This window comes from Bacillus daqingensis, assembly GCF_042654445.1.
In the GTDB taxonomy this organism is placed as follows: domain Bacteria; phylum Bacillota; class Bacilli; order Bacillales; family Salisediminibacteriaceae; genus Alkalicoccus; species Alkalicoccus luteus.
In genome coordinates, this window is the sequence record NZ_JBHSGK010000021.1 from 1 (window position 1) to 17,026 (window position 17,026).

The window sequence follows — 17,026 nt, forward strand, 5'->3', positions numbered from 1 at the left end:
TGAGAACCCTTGTCTTAGTAGGGTTCCCAGGCATTTCGTTTACCTAGTAACTGTCGAACTCGGGTTTATCAAAGCCGCTCTTCGTAAATGAGCAGAGCGGACAGTTCAAAAAAACCGGCATGAGCTGGAAGCCCACACCGGAACCTTGTTCTCTTATTAGTTTTTATACTTTTTCAGCTGATCCCCGATCATGTCACCGAGTGAGAATCCGCCGTCATCTTCTTTCTTATACTCCTGCTTTCGCGCACTTTCTTCTTTTTCCTGCTTATCCTCATCAAGTACGCGAATACTGAGGGAGATTCGTTTTTCGCCAACGTTCACATCGAGAACTTTTGCCTGCACCGTATCGCCTTCCGTAAGCACTTCACCTGGAGTAGCGATGTGACGGTTTGCGATTTGAGAAATGTGAACAAGGCCTTCCACTCCTGGGGCGACTTCAATAAAGGCACCGAATGAAACGAGTCGCTTGACCGTGCCTTCGATGACATCATCCTGCTTAATCTCATTTGCAATGGACTCCCACGGTCCCGGCAGCGTATCTTTAATGGAAAGAGAGATTCGCTCATTGTCCGGGTCGACAGACAGCACTTTAACGTTTACTTGATCGCCTTCTGAAACGACATCAGACGGCTTTTCAACATGCTGATGCGCCATTTGTGAAATGTGAACCAGTCCATCCACTCCGCCTACATCGACAAAAGCGCCGAAATCAGTCAGCCTCTGAACAGTACCTGCAATCACATCGCCTTCCTTAATCTGTTCAAGTGTGTCTTTCTTACGTTCACTTGCTTCTTCATCCAGTACTGCTCGTTGGGAAAGAATCAGCTTATTGCGCTCGCGGTCCATTTCCACCGCTTTCAATCGAAGTGTACGTCCCTTGTAGTCAGAAAAGTCTTCTACATAGTGACGCTCTACCAGAGATGCGGGAATAAATCCGCGGACGCCTACATCCACGACAAGTCCGCCTTTTACGACATCTGCAACTTCAGCCTCAAAGATCTCTCCGCTTTCGAGGCGGCGTTCCATTTCTTCCCAAGCTTTTTCAGCTACGACTGCTTTTTTGGAAAGGACAAGTTCATCCTCTGTAAGCTTCGTTACTTTAAATTCGTACTCTTCACCCTCTTGGAGCACGTCTCCGACTTTCTCGACGTGGAGACTGGACAATTCGCTGATAGGCAGAACACCGTCCATCTTGTAGCCGACGTTTACATACGCCTGCTTGTCTTCCACTTTAGCGACAGTACCTTTGACAAGATCTCCGACCGATAACGACCGGAAATCTGTCATTTCATTGTTCATTTCTTCTACCATTGACAATTACCTCCCTATATCCCGTCAGAAAATCCGGGCCCTAAAACTTCTTCGTTACTAGCACTTCTCTGTCTCCGGTATAGATTCCTGCTTATTTTTTATTTTTATCTAAAAGTTCTTGAATAGATGCCATAATTTCTGCTGTTGCTTCTTCAGGTGATGCCTTTCGATCCCGAAGCGGCTGCATATCAATCGGCTTTCCATAAACCAGCTTGATTTTTGAAAACGGCTTATACGACCCGATAACCGCACATGGAACAATTGCTGCATCAGAGCGGAGAGCAAAGAATCCTACACCTGCGAGACCTTTCCCGAGCGTACCAGTCTTGCTCCGGGTACCTTCCGGAAATACACCTACCAATTCCCCTTCCTTCAGGAGCTTTAAACCTGCACGCATTGCCTGACGGTCGCTTGTCCCGCGTTTAATGGGGAATGCACCAAGGGCCGGAAGCAGTTTTTTTAATATTGGAAGCTGAAACAGCTCATACTTCGCCATAAACCGCGTCTGACGCTTTAAAAACGCCCCGACAAGCGGAGGATCAAGGTTGTTGATATGATTACTGCACATCAACACCCCTTTCTTCTTAGGAATATGTTCTCTCCCGACAATTTCCGGGCGGTAAAACAGCCTGAAAAACGTTCGGCAGACGAATTGGCCTGTCGCATACAGTTTACTCATTCGGTTCCACTCCCTTTACTCTGTCGAGCAGAAAAGCTACAACCTGATCGATCGTCATCGCAGTTGTATCCACTTCGATAGCGTCATCTGCTTTCTTAAGCGGAGCTGTCTCACGCTCTGAGTCAATCCTGTCCCTTTCAGCGATTTCATATCGGAGCTTTGTCAAGTCAGAGTCCATCCCTTTTGACAGCTGCTCAGCATGCCTTCTTTTTGCCCGTTCTTCTACAGTAGCATTAAGAAAAAATTTGTAGGAGGCATCGGGAAGTACAGCCGTCCCAATATCTCTGCCATCCATCACCGTTCCTCCAGATGCGGCAAGCTCTTTTTGTTTTTCCACCATTTCCGTTCGGATCCGGGCATGCCTTGCCGTGTAGGATACGAGGGAAGTTACATCCTGTTCACGAATCGCGTCGGTCACGTCCACACGATCAACCGTTACGAAAACGCTGCTGTTTTTCATATCCAGTCCCAGCTGCATATTTTGAAGAATATCCAGCACAGCCTGCTCATTTTCCGGGTCCGCCTGTTCTTGGAGCACTTTCCATGTAAGAGCTCTGTACATAGCCCCTGTATCGATATACGTGAAGCCTAACTCGGCTGCAAGCTTTTTCGCTACTGTACTTTTGCCAGCACCAGCTGGTCCATCAATTGCAATATTTGCTCTCGTCATCGTCCAAACCTCTTCCAGCACAAAATTTTATACGACGTTATTTTAACATATGCACCGATAAAGGAGAATGTTTCTTATTGTGAACCTGAGAAAGCTGGCCGCTTGACTGCCTCAGTCCAATCCACGCTCCCTCGCTTCCTGCTGCTGTTCAAAAATAAAGCGGATGAGCAGTTCGCGCAGGGTCTCCGGGGGTTCATGAAACTCGAACGACGCTTTTGTCTGGAAGTCAGAAGGGATAATGCGAACCGTTCTGACATGTGCCTCTACGTATTTAGTTTCCCCATTTTTAAATGGCAGCGAAATACAAATGTTAGATCGTGCGTTTTCTTTTAACGGATGCTTTGCTGGCAGCACACAGGACATTCCTCCTCCAGAAATATCCAGCGTCATCGTAGTAAACGGCTCGAATTCTTTTTCATCGCTCCAAAAAGCGCAGTCTAACGAACAATCGATTCGTACATACTGCCTCCGTTGAATTCTCCGGTACTCATCAGCAGGGGGATGTTTCAGGATTAGCATCGGAAGTGTCCGCTTTACCCGTCCTGCCACCGACGAATCAAACATATATACCGCTTCATCATGCCCGACAAACGACACGGTAAATTCCGTTCCCTCCAGAAAAAACTTAGGACGACCCGTCTCGATCGAAACTGGATAGTCGATAAAAATGTATCCTTTCTGCAGGTCCAGCACCTTGCTTCTTAGCTTACTGACATCTTCTGAAGCGGATCTCAGTTCCATTTCAACCGGCGTTCCCGCTTTGATCATGGTCCCATCTCCCTGGTTAAATAGTTTTATTTATTATACCAGAATATCCCTCAATCTCCTACTGCCATTCCTGTCAGGCGTAAGCTCGATGGAGAGCTTTTCTTATATGCGTGCAAGTTCAGCATTAAAAAACACTGGAAAGGCGAGGATCACCATTACCAGTGTTCTATCAAGGTTATTCTCATTCAACTGCATAACGCTAAACAAAACGATATAAACAAACGCCAGCTTTCAGCCTGTCTTTATTCCGGTGCTACGTCTATATCAAAGCGGTATTCATTTCCACAGACACACCGTTTAAACCCGGTGTCAAATCCTCCATTTTCATTAGGACGTCCTCGGAGGATATACTTTTCACCACAATCCTGACAACGAATCACGACTTTAAAGCGTTGTTTTGTATCAGGCAAAAAAACACGTCCCTTCCATCTCGGTTTAAGGTTCGACCATATCTGCTCCCTACTATACAATGCACGCGCTGTTTATTCAAGAAATGTGCAAAGCTGAATGCTGAAGCCGGTTTGCCTTTTTCACCTTCCAGATTGCAAGAATCCAAAGTCCGATCATAAATGGAACTGCTGCAGAAGCAGCTGTATCCCTGGAAATAACGAGGAAATTATAGCTGAAGTGTAGCAGAACCGGAATAAGCAAAGCGAGAAAAAGGTTGAGGTTCCTGTGTCCGCCAAACTTTGCTCTGCCAATATAATAGCCCATTACAACAGCAAACAACGCATGACCGGAGACGGGGAACACTGCTCGAATAAACGCATAATCCAGTCCATACTCCAGTAAGTAAAAGACGTTTTCTACGGAAGCAAAACCTAGTCCGACTGCGCAGGCATAAACAATTCCGTCATACCGCTGATTAAAGTGAATATGCGTATATACAGCAGCCATTACCGTAAACCATTTAAACAGTTCCTCAAGGAGTGCCGGAACTGCTGCAGTTCCGGCAAGTGTAGTAGTCCAAGCTGTTTCTGCACCAATGATGTACTGGGCAAACATGACAGGAAGGACTAAAAAAGCTCCAAAAAGGAAACAGCGGATGACCATGTGAACAGGCTCCTGCTCAAATTCATCTTTCAAATAAAAATAAAATAACAGCGCCAGTGCCGGAGCCACCGCAGCCGCCAGTAAACTGAGCATTTCCGACACCTCCTGCTTGTATCACGGTACCTGCTGCAGCTGTCAGAGCGCCGGATGATCAATTGGACCGAAATAATCGGCCGGGTTAAGTCCGGCTTTCAGGCAGGCAGTTAAGCGAATTCGGGCTTTTTTACTGTCGGCATCCCTTCCAAGAAGCACACCTTTCTTCACCAAGTCATACGCGCTTCCTTCATAGTCATACGTCGTATAGACGTGGCCTTCTTCAGAAGCTGTCGTAAGCACGATTGGTATCCCTGCTTTTACAGCACGTCCGCATGCTGAAGCCATCTTTTTTGTTACCTGACCTCTGCCAAGCCCTTCTAAAATGATGCCGTCTACCCCAGTATCGATACAGGCTTGCAGCAGCAGATCATCTGCCTCCAAGTGTGCTTTTATTAATATGACTCGCGGGGAAACATGGGGCTTCACCTTGAAATGCTCTCTGCGAAGCGGACGCTGATACACGTGCACCACATCGTTATCGATGATGCCAAGATATCCAAACCCAAATGCATTGAAGCCTTGAATGTTAGAGGCATGTTCTTTTTTTACGTATTCAGCAGAGAAAATTCTCTCATTAAAAACAACAACCGTTCCAACACCGGTTAGCTGAGAGGAAGCAGCGGTATAAACTGCATGCCGGAGGTTGATAAAGGCATCACTCCCCAGCTGATCCGGTGACCGCTGCGAGCCGGTAAATACGATCGGTCGTTCACCTTTATAAGTCAAATCAATGTAATAAGCAGACTCTTCCAATGTATCCGTTCCGTGGGTCACTACAAAGCCATCTGCCCACGAGTCTTCTTCCATGTGTTTTCTCAGCTGATCCATATCAGTGAGCGTCATATGTATACTTGCTTTTTGCAAGACAGAAACAACCCTTACTTCTATATCTTCCGGAAGCCTCAGCTTAACTGCCAGCTCTTCGCCGGTATATATTCCTGCTTCCAGTTTCCCTCTTTCATTACGACTGCTCGCGATCGTTCCGCCTGTCGTCAGTACCGTAACTTTTTTCAATCACATCAGCTCCATTTCCACCTGTAATCCAAGAAACGTTTCCATGATTCTTTGTATGGATGCAGCCGTCCTCAACCGCTATTCTGAACCCATCAGCGGCGTGCATGAAGGTGTTAGAAATCAGCAGCATCGCGAACAAGCTGCCCGCAGGCTGTTAAAAAATCATTTTTCTTGCTTGTTAAGTCGTTTACATGACGTTGTTCATCATTTAGCTGGTTTTTTTGGGTCTGTCTTCCGCTATTACTTAGATTCCCCTGCGTTTATTGAAGCAGCGCCCGAGAGCGGGGCAGGGCTTCATTTAAACTCAGGCTTCTTTTGCGAAGCCTGCCAGACCCGGTCCGGCTCCGCACATGCGTTCATAACGTTCACCGTTCCGAAAGCATAGCATTTTCAGACTGTTTATTGTGTTCCTCACGTATAGGGCCAAGCACTGGCATTACCGTTTGTAAAGGAGAGGTCTCACAAAGAAGATTAATCGGCAGTTCCAAGCTCATGTTAAACGTAACCGAACGTTCCACTGCTCCTGTCCCAACAGCCAGATGTGGAGGGGGCTCAAAACGTGGCAAATATCCGGCGAACAGCAGGAGGAAAGCATATGTCGCCCTCCCCCCCCCTCTGCAAACACAGGCAGATGCACGTATCCGCATCTATGAAGACACAAGTAGCACGTTGATGAAAGCGAAAATCTTTTCCGGCTAGCGACTCGGCTGCGCTTCTTTTTCAAGAACTGCTTTTGCTATGAGCTGCCCGTGCCAGCGACCGTTTTCAATAAATATTTCGTTTGCATTATTCCCTGCCGCTATGACTCCTGCAATATAAATGTCTGCTGCGTTTGTTTCCATCGTATCCGGATCATAGAAGGGTCTGCCAGTATCGTCATCAACGTTAACCCCCATATTGCGCAAAAAGCGATGATCCGGATGATAGCCTGTCATCGCAAAGACCGCATCGCTTGCAAGATGGCTCTTTACGCCGTCTTTTTGATATACAATGCTGTCTGAATCAATTTGACAGACCTCTGCCTCAAATATCATCTTTATTTTACCGTGTCGAACCAAACTCTCAAACTCGGGGAGAATCCATGGTTTTATACTTGTGGAATAATCACTGCCTCTGTAAAGCACTGTAACCTCCGCCCCGGCTTTCTCTAATTCCAGCGCTGCATCTACAGCAGAGTTTTTACCACCGATAATCGTTACTTTTTGTTTGAAGTACGGGTGTGCTTCATGAAAATAATGATGCACGTGCGCTTGATCTTCCCCCGGAATATGCATGAAATTAGGAGATCCGTAGTATCCGGTTGCAGCTATTACATACCGGCAGTGATAATGCTTTTTTCTTCCTTTATGCACGGAAGTCAGCGTAAAACCGTTTTCCGTTTTTTCTACTGATGTAACCTCTTCATATGGGCTAATTCGTAAATTAAACTCGTCTGCTGCTCTTCTGTAGTAAACAAGCGCCTCGTTTCGCTTCGGTTTCCGCTCAGTACTGTAAAAAGGCACTTGACCAATTTCCAATTTCTCGCTTGTACTGAAGAACTGCTGATGGGTAGGGTACTGGTAAATGGCATGAACGAGGTTTCCCTTCTCAATAATGAGCGCATCTATGCCCCGTTTCTGGAGCTCGATTGCTGCAGAAAGCCCGCATGGCCCCGCTCCGATAATGATGACTGTTTCGCTTTTCAAGCCGATCGGCTCCTTTCCTGCGTATGAACTGTTCCTTATTTTATATGATCCTGACGAGAAACTCAAAAATACGGCCGTATTCCATATAAAAAAGCTTCAGGACAAGTCCTGAAGCCTCCTCTTTTTATATCCAGCCCCTAAACCGGCTAGCCTCAGCCATTTTGCGAACGCCCACCATGTAGGCGGCCAGTCTCATATCTACATTGCGCATCTGCGCAACGCGATAGACATTATCAAAGCCTTTAATCATTACTTTCTCCAATCGATCCTCAACCTCTTCTTCCGTCCAGTAATAGCCTTGGTTATTCTGCACCCATTCAAAATAGGAAACAGTTACTCCGCCAGCACTTGCAAGTACATCTGGAACGAGCAGAATTCCTCTGTTATACAGGATTTCTGTCGCAGCCATCGTGGTTGGCCCGTTTGCAGCCTCAACAATAATACTTGCCTTAATGCGATTGGCGTTTGCTTCGGTTATTTGATTTTCAATCGCTGCGGGTACAAGAATATCACATTCAAGCTCCAGCAGTTCGTCATTCGTTATCGTATTTTTAAACAAATTGGAAACTGTACCAAAGCTGTCACGGCGGTCAAGTAAATAATCGATGTCCAGCCCTTCAGGGTCATAAAGGGCGCCTTGTACATCTGAGATACCCACAACCTTGGCACCTGCTTCATGCATAAATTTAGCGAGAAAGCTTCCTGCGTTCCCGAAACCTTGAATAACAATTCTTGCGCCTTCAAGATTGATTCCACGCCGTTTTGCGGCCTCTCGAATACAGATTGTCACGCCTTTAGCTGTGGCGGATTCTCTGCCCTGCGATCCTCCAAGCACGAGCGGTTTACCTGTAATAAACCCAGGGGAATCAAACTCTTTCATTCGGCTGTATTCGTCCATCATCCAGGCCATGATTTGAGAATTTGTCTGCACATCCGGCGCAGGGATGTCCTTTGTAGGACCTACAATTTGAGAAATCGCCCTGACATACCCTCGGCTCAACCTCTCTACTTCTGGAAAGGACATTTTACGCGGATCGCAAACGATCCCGCCTTTGCCGCCTCCATATGGCAGATCAACAATACCAGCTTTGAGACTCATCCAAATTGACAGCGCTTTCACTTCTGTCTCTGTAACATCCGGATGGAAACGTACTCCACCCTTTGTCGGTCCGACAGCATCATTGTGCTGTGCCCGAAAGCCGGTGAAAATTTGAATCGATCCATCATCCATGCGTACCGGTATTCGAACTGTCATCATGCGCATCGGTTCTTTAAGCAATTCAAAAACTTCTTCTGAGTAGCCAAGCTTCCCAAGTGCTTTGTGAATAACGGTCTGGGTCGAGTCCAGTACATTATCTTTTTTGTCAGCTGCTACTGGAGCTTTAGCTTTTTCATCCATTCATTTCACCCCTGCGTGTCGTCTCTAATACTATCTGCCTTCACTACCTACTATAAAGAAGTGCACTCCATTTTTCCACACTCTTTTTCCCTATTAGCGATATATTCCATTTTGCACGCTGAAGGACAAATTTAAAAACAGCTGTGCGCTTTTCATAATCAGTCTGAACTCTTTTCCAGATGAGGCGCATGCCGCGTCATTTTGCGTATATGCATCATTCTGATGCGGTAAACATTCATTCACTCTGTTACATAAAATAATCCGGACCTGCCTGCAAATGGCGGGGTCCGGATATCCATGCTAAACGGTAATGAAATCGATGATTAGTTCTCCTTAAGCCATTCACGCCATTCCGGTTCCGAACTGCCAATCAAGTAATCTCTGCACTTCATTTTCTCTTCACGGCTCATTTGATCAACCGCGTGACCGCCAAGCCCTACTTTAATGAGGTTCGACTGATGAATATCCTCAGCCAGTTTAACAGCTTTTTCCCGATGTGCCGGGATCGTGGATGCGATAACAACCATTTTAGCATCTACTTCGGCAACCACCTTTTTAACATCTTCTCCTGGAATGCCGGCACCTAAGTAAATCGTTTCGTATCCTCTCTGCTTGAGGAAGTAAGTAAAAATTAAAAGTCCGATTTCATGCGAGTCGTCGGGACCGCACACACAGATAACTTTTGGCAGAAATCCATTAACCGGAAGTGAATGGAACACCATCCCGATTCTCGTTCTCAAAAGCGAGGTCACAAAGTGTTCGTGCGCTGTGAGAATCTCGCCGCGCTCCCACTTCAAGCCCACTTCCTGCATAATTCCGCCAAGGATATGGATCAATACTTTTTCTGTAGAGAACATACTGAAGGCCCGGTCGATTAATTCATTCGACTTGCTCTCGTGAAATTTTAGGAGCTCGAATAAAAGCTGTTCCTTCAATAAGTCCATCTGATTGGAATAACGGGGATCGTGTTCAATAAAAGCCGGTTCCTCCTGCTTGTTCAAAAGGTCAACAGCCTGGCCGATTGTGAAGCCGTTTTCGACTTTATTGACGATCCACTTTAAAATTCTTACGTGCTCATCCGTATAAAGTCTGTGGCCTGCATCGTTACGCACTGGCTCAATCATGTTGTAACGCCGCTCCCAGGCCCTGAGAGTCCCCGCGTGAATGCCTAGTAGGTTGGATACAGCTTTAATGTTATATTTGCCTTGCGGTTCACCCATACCTGCGTCACCTGCTTTTTCTATATTCGTTGTATACGTCATTAAGATTATAGCACTTTCCGACTGTTTTCAAGCAGAGCTATCGATGATTAATCATATTTAATAAGTGAATGTGGGGCGCCGCCCCAAGTCGAAACGGTATTTTTCTCGTTCCATATCCGTTTGAAATCAGCAGTGTCGAGTTAAACCGCTCTTTGATGCCCCCTGCCTCGTCGAGACCAAATGATCCTAATCGAATTTGCCCTCCATGCGTGTGACCGCTTAAAATGAGATCCGGTCTGCGGTTAACGTGCACTGTTTCCGGAGTTCTTGGATTATGACAAATCCAGACAAACGGACCGGAGGACTCACGCGGGACCGAAAGAATATGATCCGGACAGCCAGCAAGCTCATCATCACTTCCTGCCAATATTAAGCCGTTATCCAGCTGTACCCACTCATTAATGAGCAGTGTTGCCTTATATTTTTTATAAAGGCTTTCCACAAGCGGAAGCCGTCTGAAATCATGATTACCTCTCACTGCAAACAACGGTCCGAACCGGTTCAGCAGCGCCAGATTATGATCGATGACAGAAACCGGCGTTCCCAATTCAGCTAAATCACCGCCAATAATTACTGCATCAACTTTTTCCGGAAATGATTGAAGATCCGTCTCCTGAAGCTTACGTGAGTGAAGATCGCTTATAAAAAGAAGCCGGCATTCCCTGCCGGCACCAGGAACAGACACCGAATGCTCCATCGCTTTCGTAGCTTCCGCTCTCCAGCGCATGTACATTAAGCCTGCAGCAGCCGCCGCCGCAGCTCCGCATATCCGATTCATGATGCCCTCCCGAAGGTTTATACATTTGTTAGTCACATTTTATCATATACTTGTGCATAAAGGAAAAAAGAACACTTTCTTTTCGGTTCCCGTTACTTTTCATCTATATGTTTTCATTTAGATTAAGTTGTAAACAACATGCCTTTTTGCGAAAAAAAGCTGTCAATCTTTTATGATACCAGCCTGTATAACAGAAAAACTGCACTGGTATATGTACCCATCCAGTGCAGTTGCTGTTCTGTTTTAAAACAATCCCAGTGCCCTGCCATCAGAAGTTACATCCATATCTTCCGCACCAGGACGTGCCGGCAGACCGGGCATGGTCATAACATTTCCTGTCAATACAACGACGAAGCCTGCACCGGCGGAGATGCGCAGCTCACGGACCGTCACAGTAAAGTTTTTCGGCCTTCCTAAAGCAGAAGGATCATCCGAAAGAGAATATTGCGTTTTTGCCATACAAATCGGCAGATCATCCCACCCGTTATCTTTGAAAAGGGTTAACTGCTTTTGGGCATTATTAGAGAAGACAACACCCTCGCCCCCATATACTCTTTTCACAATCGTGTCTATTTTCTGCTCTAACGAATCTCCAGATTTATACAGAGGGGTAAAGGCGGATGGTTTTTCTTCAATCAGTGTAGCAGCCCGATTTGCGAGATCACGCCCGCCTTCTCCGCCTTTCTCCCAAACTTCTGCCGTTTCGACCGGAATATGGTGATCGGAGCAAATTTGTTTCAGTGCTTCCATTTCCTCATCGGTATCATGTACAAATCGATTCACTGCAACAAGAATAGGAAGTCCAAATGACCGCAGGGTCTCTGCGTGCTTCAGCAAGTTTGCACTTCCTGAACGCAGCGCTTCGACGTTCTCTTTTTTTAGATCATTTTTATTTACGCCGCCATGCATTTTAAGCGCTCTGATCGTAGCAACTACCACTACGAGGTCGGGTTTTATTCCAGAGGAAGCGGCTTTAATATGCAAAAATTTCTCTGCCCCGAGATCTGCACCAAATCCTGCTTCCGTTACAACATAATCACCGAGAGATGCAGCCATTTTTGTCGCTATCACACTGTTGCAGCCATGCGCGATGTTAGCAAACGGCCCTCCGTGAATTAAGGCGGGAGTGTTTTCGAGTGTTTGCACCAGGTTCGGCTTGATCGCGTCCTTCAACAGAAGTGTCAACGCACCTTCCACTTTAAGATCCCCGCATGTAACAGGTTTATTCTCATAGTTATAGCCAACAACCATCTGGGACAATCGGTTTTTCAGATCATCCAGACTGTCTGCAAGGCAAAGAATCGCCATTATTTCTGACGCTACTGTAATATCAAAGCCGCTCTCATGAGGGGTTCCTTGAAGCGGTCCGCCAAGTCCTGCAACAATATTTCTGAGTGAGCGGTCGTTCATATCCATCACACGTTTCCAAGTCAGCTTCCGCACATCAATATTCAGCTCGTTGCCGCGGTGAATATGGTTATCCATAATTGCCGTCAGTGCGTTATGTGCAGTCGTGATAGCATGAATATCGCCAGTAAAATGCAGGTTAATGTCTTCCATTGGAATAACCTGAGAATACCCGCCACCGCAAGCGCCACCCTTCATCCCCATTGTAGGACCAAGCGACGGTTCTCTAAGTGCTACAACTGCTTTTTTGCCTATCTTGTTTAATGCCTGTCCAAGCCCGACAGTGACCGTCGATTTTCCCTCTCCAGCCGGAGTAGGATTGACAGCTGTTACGAGGATGGTCTTTGCTTCGGGTTTGTCACTGATCAAGTCCAACGGCAGTTTTGCCTTATAATGACCGAAAGGCTCCAGTTTTTCTTCCGAAATTCCAAGCTCCTCTGCTATTTGTGTGACACGCTTGATTGACGCTTGCTGTGCTATTTCAATATCTGACGGTATTTTGCTCATAACATCACCTCTTCTGGTAATTGACAGCGCACGTTTGACACTGTCCTTCCCATCATATCCTACTTGAATCAACGTCTGCAATCCACAAAATGAAAGCGTTATCATTTTAGCTTTTAAATTTTTTTAGCCGGTGGCAGTAAAACGTCTTTCGTTACGCCAAAAGGAGTGCTATCACAGAGGCTAAATGTGCAAAGTGACTGATGAACTGAACCGAGCCGCTTCTAAACGGGCTCATGCAAGGGGATACCGTCGCAATGCGGCCTCTCCCGTCTCGCAAGTATCAGCTTAAAGCAAATAGAATAGTAAAAAAACCGCTGACACGTTGTCAGCGGATTTGCTCGATCCAGACAGGATAAGTGAACATCGCTGCTACAATCGTAAAAAACAGGACGAGCCAGATACGGACCAGCGGAAACTGCACATTTCCGGTCTTTTTTTTCTTTTTCTTTCGTTTGCGCGGAGCGCTCCTGCTGCTGTGCCTATCTCTTCTGGAAGGAAGCGGAGTTTCCTCTTGTTCTTCCGTCAGCGCTTCTGCCCTCTGTTCACTCATGTTCCCACCACCTTTTTTATACCTGCCTATACCTTACCACCTAATGACAGGAAAAACTATAGTCCCTTATCGAATTACGTTTATTTTGAGGGAAAGCCTGATGCCTGGTTTCCGCTTTATGTTAATATCCGGTAGCGGATTAACAGACCAAGAATAAAATCGATGAGAAAGTGTGCAATGATGACGCTCACCAAGGTACCAGTCCACTCATATACAACTCCGAGACCAACGCTCATAAGTACAACAAAGGAAAATAAAAACATGTTTTTTAAATACCGTACATGAATCAGAGCAAACAATATAGAAGCCGCAAGGAGCCCGAAATGCTCCTGTATGACACCTCTGAACAGTACCTCTTCACAGATTGCTACGACAAGGCTTACAACAGCTATGTGCGCAGGATGCATATGCTGAAAAATACGCTCGTTAACACCCCCGTCATCAAACCAGCTGGAAGGTACTGCCTTGTAAAGGATTATTTCCAATACGATAACGGCTGCTGCAAATATAATTCCTGCATTCACAGCCGCAGATGACCAGTCAAGACCGATAAAGGGCGTAAAGACAGATCCGCTGAGAAAATAAGAAACGATCAAGGCAGCGGCGAGCATAAATCCTTGCGTTGCATACAAATTGGCATAGAGTTCCCTATCCGTAAACTGATCCAGCACCTCACGTTTCATTCTGCTCTGCTCCTACGTGCAGCTTTTGCTTCAAAAGCGCTTGCCAGCCGACAGTCGATTCAAGCTTTACAAGTGCTGATGACAGCTTAGGGACAGGATGACAGTTGGAGCAGCACCATTTGTCAGCGGCAAACGGCTCTTCTTCAAAATAAGCCAATACTTGTTTTCGAAAGCATGAGGGTGCATGAACAAAATCAGTCATTTTTTGAATCTGCTGTGACCGCTCACGGCGGCGTTGTTCAAAATGTGTCATCAGACGTTCTATCCGCTTTCGTTCAGACCCCTTTGCCTTCGCTTTAATCAAATGGCTGCGTAACAGCGAAGTCGTGTGTTCGGCAAACGGAGCTCCTTCTATTAGCTCTTCCAGTTTGCCTGGAGTCTCTGATGCGGGAAGAAGTTCTTCCTGAAGCCATTTTTGACCTGGTATCTCCATCTCAACAAAATGCCAGGGCAGGACGAAGTCACTTTCAGCAAGCACTGCATAAGCAATGGCCCTTTCCCCGTCCCTTCCCGCTCTGCCAATTTCCTGTACATATTGCTCAATAGATGGCGGCATATAGCCGTGAATGACCGAACGGACGTCCGGCTTGTTGATTCCCATCCCGAACGCACTGGTTGCAAAAAGCACATCGATCTCATTATACAGAAACTGCCCTTGAATGCTGTTTCTGTCTTCGGCGTGCATGCCGCCGTGATAGTAAGCAGACGCACCTTTATAAAGGCTGCTCCACACTTCCGCGTCTCTTCTAGTACCCGTATAAATAATGCATGGTTTGGCAGCGGATGTCACCAGCTCCATTAATCGCTGCTGACGGCTTTGTGGATCATGCTGTGTCTCTATAGCAAGAAAGATATTCTCTCTGTTTACTGAATGCGCTTCAATAACAGGGTTTTGCAGATTAAGGGATGACATGATATCAGATCTCACACGTTCCGACGCTGTAGCTGTTAAGGCCAGCAGTACCGGCTCTCCCAGCTCCTTCCTGAATCGTCCGAGATTTTGATAGTCAGGCCGAAATTCGTGCCCCCATTGCGAAATGCAGTGCGCTTCATCGACAACAAGCAGGGGCACGTTTATTTTCTTAAACTGACTGCGTATTTTTTCAACGGCAAGCATTTCCGGGGAAACATATAAGAGCTTCAACAGATGGAGCTTCTGCCAGATCCGCTTTTTTTCAGCTGGCGGTTTATTTCCGTGTAAAGCAGCGACTCGTTGAAATCCGTTCATTTTCAACTGGGTCACTTGATCATCCATCAGGGAGACGAGCGGAGATACGACAATAGTCAGGCCAGGCATGATTCCTGCCGGCAGCTGATAGCATAATGTTTTCCCGGAACCGGTTGGCAGTACTGCGAGCGTATCCCGGCCGCTAAGAATTGCTGAAATCACTTCTTCCTGTCCTGGGCGAAACGTATCAAAAGGAGTATCCTGCAGTAAATTAGTAACTGTCACGATTCTGCCCCCTTGCGATTCTTTAATAACGCTCCTGCGAGCCGAATATCAAAATAGCTTCCCTTATCGCCGGCTTTTTCTTTTAACTCTTTTAAGGTCTCTTGCTGATCGGATGATTGAAGAATAATCGAGAGATCCTTCAGCCTTTTTTCAGAGATGTAGTTATGTGCAGGAAAATCCGGGTCGAACATAGCGAGCTCGACAAGGTGGTCTTCTACTGTACTGGATTTCAGTCCCCGCAAAGCAGCGATCTCAGCTTTTGTCTTTCCTTCATACACGAAACGTTTTGTTTTTTCTGCACTGTTTGTCAAACGGGACTTTTGTTTTTCAATGTGCGAAATGAGCGGCTGGAGTTCAGCCGGCCATTCCGATTTCATCAGCCAATGAAGTACGCTGCGCCAACGCAGAAAAACCTCTTCTTCCGATAATCTGCCGGCAAGCTGTTTTACCGTTTTACCCTGGGAGGCGTTGCCTGCGAGTCTGGAAACGAAAATATCGGCGCTTCGCTCAGACAGGAGACTCAATTCGCCTTCCAGCTTGTTGTAAAGCAGCCGGTTTACATGTCTGCTTCCAGCGCTTTTTATAATCTTACGTACTGCGTCACGTTCCTCCGCCTCTGCATAAACAGGTAAAAATCCTTTATTTTTAGATGCGAGTGATCCTGCCGCCTGCACGGTTAAATTCAGCTTCCTCCAAAACGCTTCGGCAAATCCATTCCATTCATATTCCCGCCCCTGAAAATACAATTGCTGCAGCCATTCAGCTTGCTTCAGCTGCTCAAATCCCTTGTTTGTAAGGGCCGCGCGGCGCCCGGCGCCAGTAATCAACTGCTGGTTGAAAAGCTCTTCTGCCAGCGCAGACGGATCGGTTCCTTTCCAAAATCTTGCGGCACCAGCCCATTTGCTCAAGTGAAACAGCTGAATATCCTGAATCGTCTGCGCAGACCGCTTGCCTTTTATAATATGCACCGCTCCAGAGGCAGACCTGCTCTCCTGCAATTCTGAAAGTACGTGCAGCAGTATCGTTTTCATGATGTCCCTCTCTTTCTGCCGGTGATATAGATTAGTAGCTTCGGCTTCTATTCTAAAGAAAAATAGCATGCTGCGCCAGCCACCTGGTGCAGTGTATTCTCTTTGCCTGTTGAAATCTTCATGGAGAACCTTTACAATTAAACATCGTAGGAAGTACGAATCGTTATGAATTCCAGCCGACACGGCTTTTGGAAGATACTTATATAGGAGGTAGGAAAATGGCTAAATACACGATTGTCGATAAAGACACCTGTATTGCATGTGGCGCCTGCGGTGCAGCCGCTCCAGATATTTACGATTATGATGATGAAGGAATCGCTTACGTTATCCTCGATGATAACCAGGGTACAGAAGCTGTGCCTGAAGATCTCTACGAAGATCTTGAGGACGCGTTTGATGGCTGTCCAACTGATTCCATTAAGATTGCCGATGAACCGTTTGACGGCGATGCGCTGAAATTTGAATAGATGTTCGTTCCCCCTGTATCTGTTTATGATGCAGGGGGTTTTCTTTGGCTTGCTAAAGAACATGCTTACTCAGCCGCTGTAAACTGTGAATTATTACTTTACATGTTCATGAACGTTTCAGCCTGATCTCTTTGCCAAAAGATAGCCCTCTGCATATGATAGCGCTACCATTGGTCCGACTTCTCGTCTTCCCCGAAAAAACTTTTGTTTTTT

General features: G+C 46.4%; 17 protein-coding genes. 2 read left to right on the forward strand and 15 right to left on the reverse strand.

Annotated elements, in window-relative coordinates; all coding sequences use genetic code 11:
- Positions 1 to 156 precede the first annotated feature (156 nt).
- The 6 genes from rpsA to ACFO4L_RS15525 form a co-directional block, all read right to left on the reverse strand.
- Positions 157 to 1,311: a 30S ribosomal protein S1 gene (rpsA, locus tag ACFO4L_RS15500; RefSeq protein ID WP_168007399.1), complete on the reverse strand. Its 1,155-nt coding sequence runs from the start codon at positions 1,309 to 1,311 to the stop codon at positions 157 to 159.
- A 91-nt stretch (positions 1,312 to 1,402) separates the two neighbouring features.
- The gene (locus ACFO4L_RS15505) at positions 1,403 to 1,990 is read right to left on the reverse strand and encodes a lysophospholipid acyltransferase family protein (protein WP_377910575.1); all 588 of its coding nucleotides are present in this window, start codon (positions 1,988 to 1,990) and stop codon (positions 1,403 to 1,405) included.
- Positions 1,983 to 2,660: a (d)CMP kinase gene (gene cmk / locus ACFO4L_RS15510; protein WP_377910576.1), complete on the reverse strand. Its 678-nt coding sequence runs from the start codon at positions 2,658 to 2,660 to the stop codon at positions 1,983 to 1,985. The genes ACFO4L_RS15505 and cmk overlap by 8 nt, the downstream gene beginning before the upstream one ends.
- Positions 2,661 to 2,771: 111 nt before the next feature.
- On the reverse strand, positions 2,772 to 3,428 hold the full coding sequence (locus tag ACFO4L_RS15515; protein ID WP_377910577.1) for a flagellar brake protein: 657 nt from the start codon (positions 3,426 to 3,428) through the stop codon (positions 2,772 to 2,774).
- Between the two features lie 486 nt (positions 3,429 to 3,914).
- Positions 3,915 to 4,574, reverse strand: a complete 660-nt coding sequence (gene prsW, locus ACFO4L_RS15520) for a glutamic-type intramembrane protease PrsW (protein WP_377910578.1) — start codon at positions 4,572 to 4,574, stop codon at positions 3,915 to 3,917.
- A gap of 42 nt (positions 4,575 to 4,616) precedes the next feature.
- Complete coding sequence (locus ACFO4L_RS15525) at positions 4,617 to 5,591, reverse strand: asparaginase (protein WP_377910579.1); 975 nt, start codon at positions 5,589 to 5,591, stop codon at positions 4,617 to 4,619.
- A gap of 55 nt (positions 5,592 to 5,646) precedes the next feature.
- Here ACFO4L_RS15525 and ACFO4L_RS15530 point away from each other — a divergent pair, with 55 nt between their 5' ends.
- Positions 5,647 to 5,976, forward strand: a complete 330-nt coding sequence (locus tag ACFO4L_RS15530) for a hypothetical protein (protein WP_377910580.1) — start codon at positions 5,647 to 5,649, stop codon at positions 5,974 to 5,976.
- A 310-nt stretch (positions 5,977 to 6,286) separates the two neighbouring features.
- Here the strand turns inward: ACFO4L_RS15530 and ACFO4L_RS15535 are convergent, their stop codons facing one another.
- The 9 genes from ACFO4L_RS15535 to ACFO4L_RS15575 all read right to left on the reverse strand — a co-directional run bounded on the left by ACFO4L_RS15535 (position 6,287) and on the right by ACFO4L_RS15575 (position 16,346).
- The gene (locus ACFO4L_RS15535) at positions 6,287 to 7,276 is read right to left on the reverse strand and encodes a YpdA family putative bacillithiol disulfide reductase (protein ID WP_377910581.1); all 990 of its coding nucleotides are present in this window, start codon (positions 7,274 to 7,276) and stop codon (positions 6,287 to 6,289) included.
- A gap of 124 nt (positions 7,277 to 7,400) precedes the next feature.
- Positions 7,401 to 8,675, reverse strand: a complete 1,275-nt coding sequence (locus tag ACFO4L_RS15540; protein WP_377910582.1) for a Glu/Leu/Phe/Val family dehydrogenase — start codon at positions 8,673 to 8,675, stop codon at positions 7,401 to 7,403.
- 323 nt (positions 8,676 to 8,998) lie between these two features.
- Positions 8,999 to 9,895: a MerR family transcriptional regulator gene (locus tag ACFO4L_RS15545; protein ID WP_377910583.1), complete on the reverse strand. Its 897-nt coding sequence runs from the start codon at positions 9,893 to 9,895 to the stop codon at positions 8,999 to 9,001.
- A gap of 79 nt (positions 9,896 to 9,974) precedes the next feature.
- The gene (locus ACFO4L_RS15550; RefSeq protein ID WP_377910584.1) at positions 9,975 to 10,715 is read right to left on the reverse strand and encodes a metallophosphoesterase; all 741 of its coding nucleotides are present in this window, start codon (positions 10,713 to 10,715) and stop codon (positions 9,975 to 9,977) included.
- 243 nt (positions 10,716 to 10,958) lie between these two features.
- Positions 10,959 to 12,629 carry a formate--tetrahydrofolate ligase gene (locus ACFO4L_RS15555; RefSeq protein WP_377910585.1) on the reverse strand — a complete coding sequence of 557 codons (1,671 nt, stop codon included), beginning with the start codon at positions 12,627 to 12,629 and terminating at the stop codon, positions 10,959 to 10,961.
- 325 nt (positions 12,630 to 12,954) lie between these two features.
- Positions 12,955 to 13,179, reverse strand: coding sequence for a hypothetical protein (locus tag ACFO4L_RS15560; RefSeq protein ID WP_377910586.1), 225 nt, complete (start codon positions 13,177 to 13,179; stop codon positions 12,955 to 12,957).
- A 116-nt stretch (positions 13,180 to 13,295) separates the two neighbouring features.
- Positions 13,296 to 13,862 (reverse strand): CPBP family intramembrane glutamic endopeptidase, encoded by a 567-nt coding sequence (locus ACFO4L_RS15565; protein WP_377910587.1) that lies wholly within the window; start codon positions 13,860 to 13,862, stop codon positions 13,296 to 13,298.
- Positions 13,852 to 15,315: a RecQ family ATP-dependent DNA helicase gene (locus ACFO4L_RS15570; RefSeq protein WP_377910588.1), complete on the reverse strand. Its 1,464-nt coding sequence runs from the start codon at positions 15,313 to 15,315 to the stop codon at positions 13,852 to 13,854. Before ACFO4L_RS15570 ends, ACFO4L_RS15565 begins: the two co-directional genes overlap by 11 nt.
- The gene (locus ACFO4L_RS15575; RefSeq protein ID WP_377910589.1) at positions 15,312 to 16,346 is read right to left on the reverse strand and encodes a helix-turn-helix domain-containing protein; all 1,035 of its coding nucleotides are present in this window, start codon (positions 16,344 to 16,346) and stop codon (positions 15,312 to 15,314) included. The genes ACFO4L_RS15570 and ACFO4L_RS15575 overlap by 4 nt, the downstream gene beginning before the upstream one ends.
- A gap of 218 nt (positions 16,347 to 16,564) precedes the next feature.
- On the opposite strand from ACFO4L_RS15575, the gene ACFO4L_RS15580 reads away from it, so the two are divergent.
- Positions 16,565 to 16,813 (forward strand): ferredoxin, encoded by a 249-nt coding sequence (locus ACFO4L_RS15580; protein WP_168007373.1) that lies wholly within the window; start codon positions 16,565 to 16,567, stop codon positions 16,811 to 16,813.
- Positions 16,814 to 17,026 lie beyond the last annotated feature (213 nt).

Coding starts and splice junctions, on each gene's coding strand:
- ACFO4L_RS15505 (WP_377910575.1), bottom strand. CDS start 1,990: ATGAGTAAACTGTATGCGACAGGCCAATTCGTCTGCCGAACGTTTTTC.
- ACFO4L_RS15565 (WP_377910587.1), bottom strand. CDS start 13,862: ATGAAACGTGAGGTGCTGGATCAGTTTACGGATAGGGAACTCTATGCC.
- ACFO4L_RS15580 (WP_168007373.1), top strand. CDS start 16,565: ATGGCTAAATACACGATTGTCGATAAAGACACCTGTATTGCATGTGGC.
- ACFO4L_RS15575 (WP_377910589.1), bottom strand. CDS start 16,346: ATGAAAACGATACTGCTGCACGTACTTTCAGAATTGCAGGAGAGCAGG.
- ACFO4L_RS15530 (WP_377910580.1), top strand. CDS start 5,647: ATGGATGCAGCCGTCCTCAACCGCTATTCTGAACCCATCAGCGGCGTG.
- ACFO4L_RS15560 (WP_377910586.1), bottom strand. CDS start 13,179: ATGAGTGAACAGAGGGCAGAAGCGCTGACGGAAGAACAAGAGGAAACT.
- ACFO4L_RS15540 (WP_377910582.1), bottom strand. CDS start 8,675: ATGGATGAAAAAGCTAAAGCTCCAGTAGCAGCTGACAAAAAAGATAAT.
- prsW (WP_377910578.1), bottom strand. CDS start 4,574: ATGCTCAGTTTACTGGCGGCTGCGGTGGCTCCGGCACTGGCGCTGTTA.
- ACFO4L_RS15555 (WP_377910585.1), bottom strand. CDS start 12,629: ATGAGCAAAATACCGTCAGATATTGAAATAGCACAGCAAGCGTCAATC.
- ACFO4L_RS15550 (WP_377910584.1), bottom strand. CDS start 10,715: ATGAATCGGATATGCGGAGCTGCGGCGGCGGCTGCTGCAGGCTTAATG.
- cmk (WP_377910576.1), bottom strand. CDS start 2,660: ATGACGAGAGCAAATATTGCAATTGATGGACCAGCTGGTGCTGGCAAA.
- ACFO4L_RS15545 (WP_377910583.1), bottom strand. CDS start 9,895: ATGGGTGAACCGCAAGGCAAATATAACATTAAAGCTGTATCCAACCTA.
- rpsA (WP_168007399.1), bottom strand. CDS start 1,311: ATGGTAGAAGAAATGAACAATGAAATGACAGATTTCCGGTCGTTATCG.
- ACFO4L_RS15515 (WP_377910577.1), bottom strand. CDS start 3,428: ATGATCAAAGCGGGAACGCCGGTTGAAATGGAACTGAGATCCGCTTCA.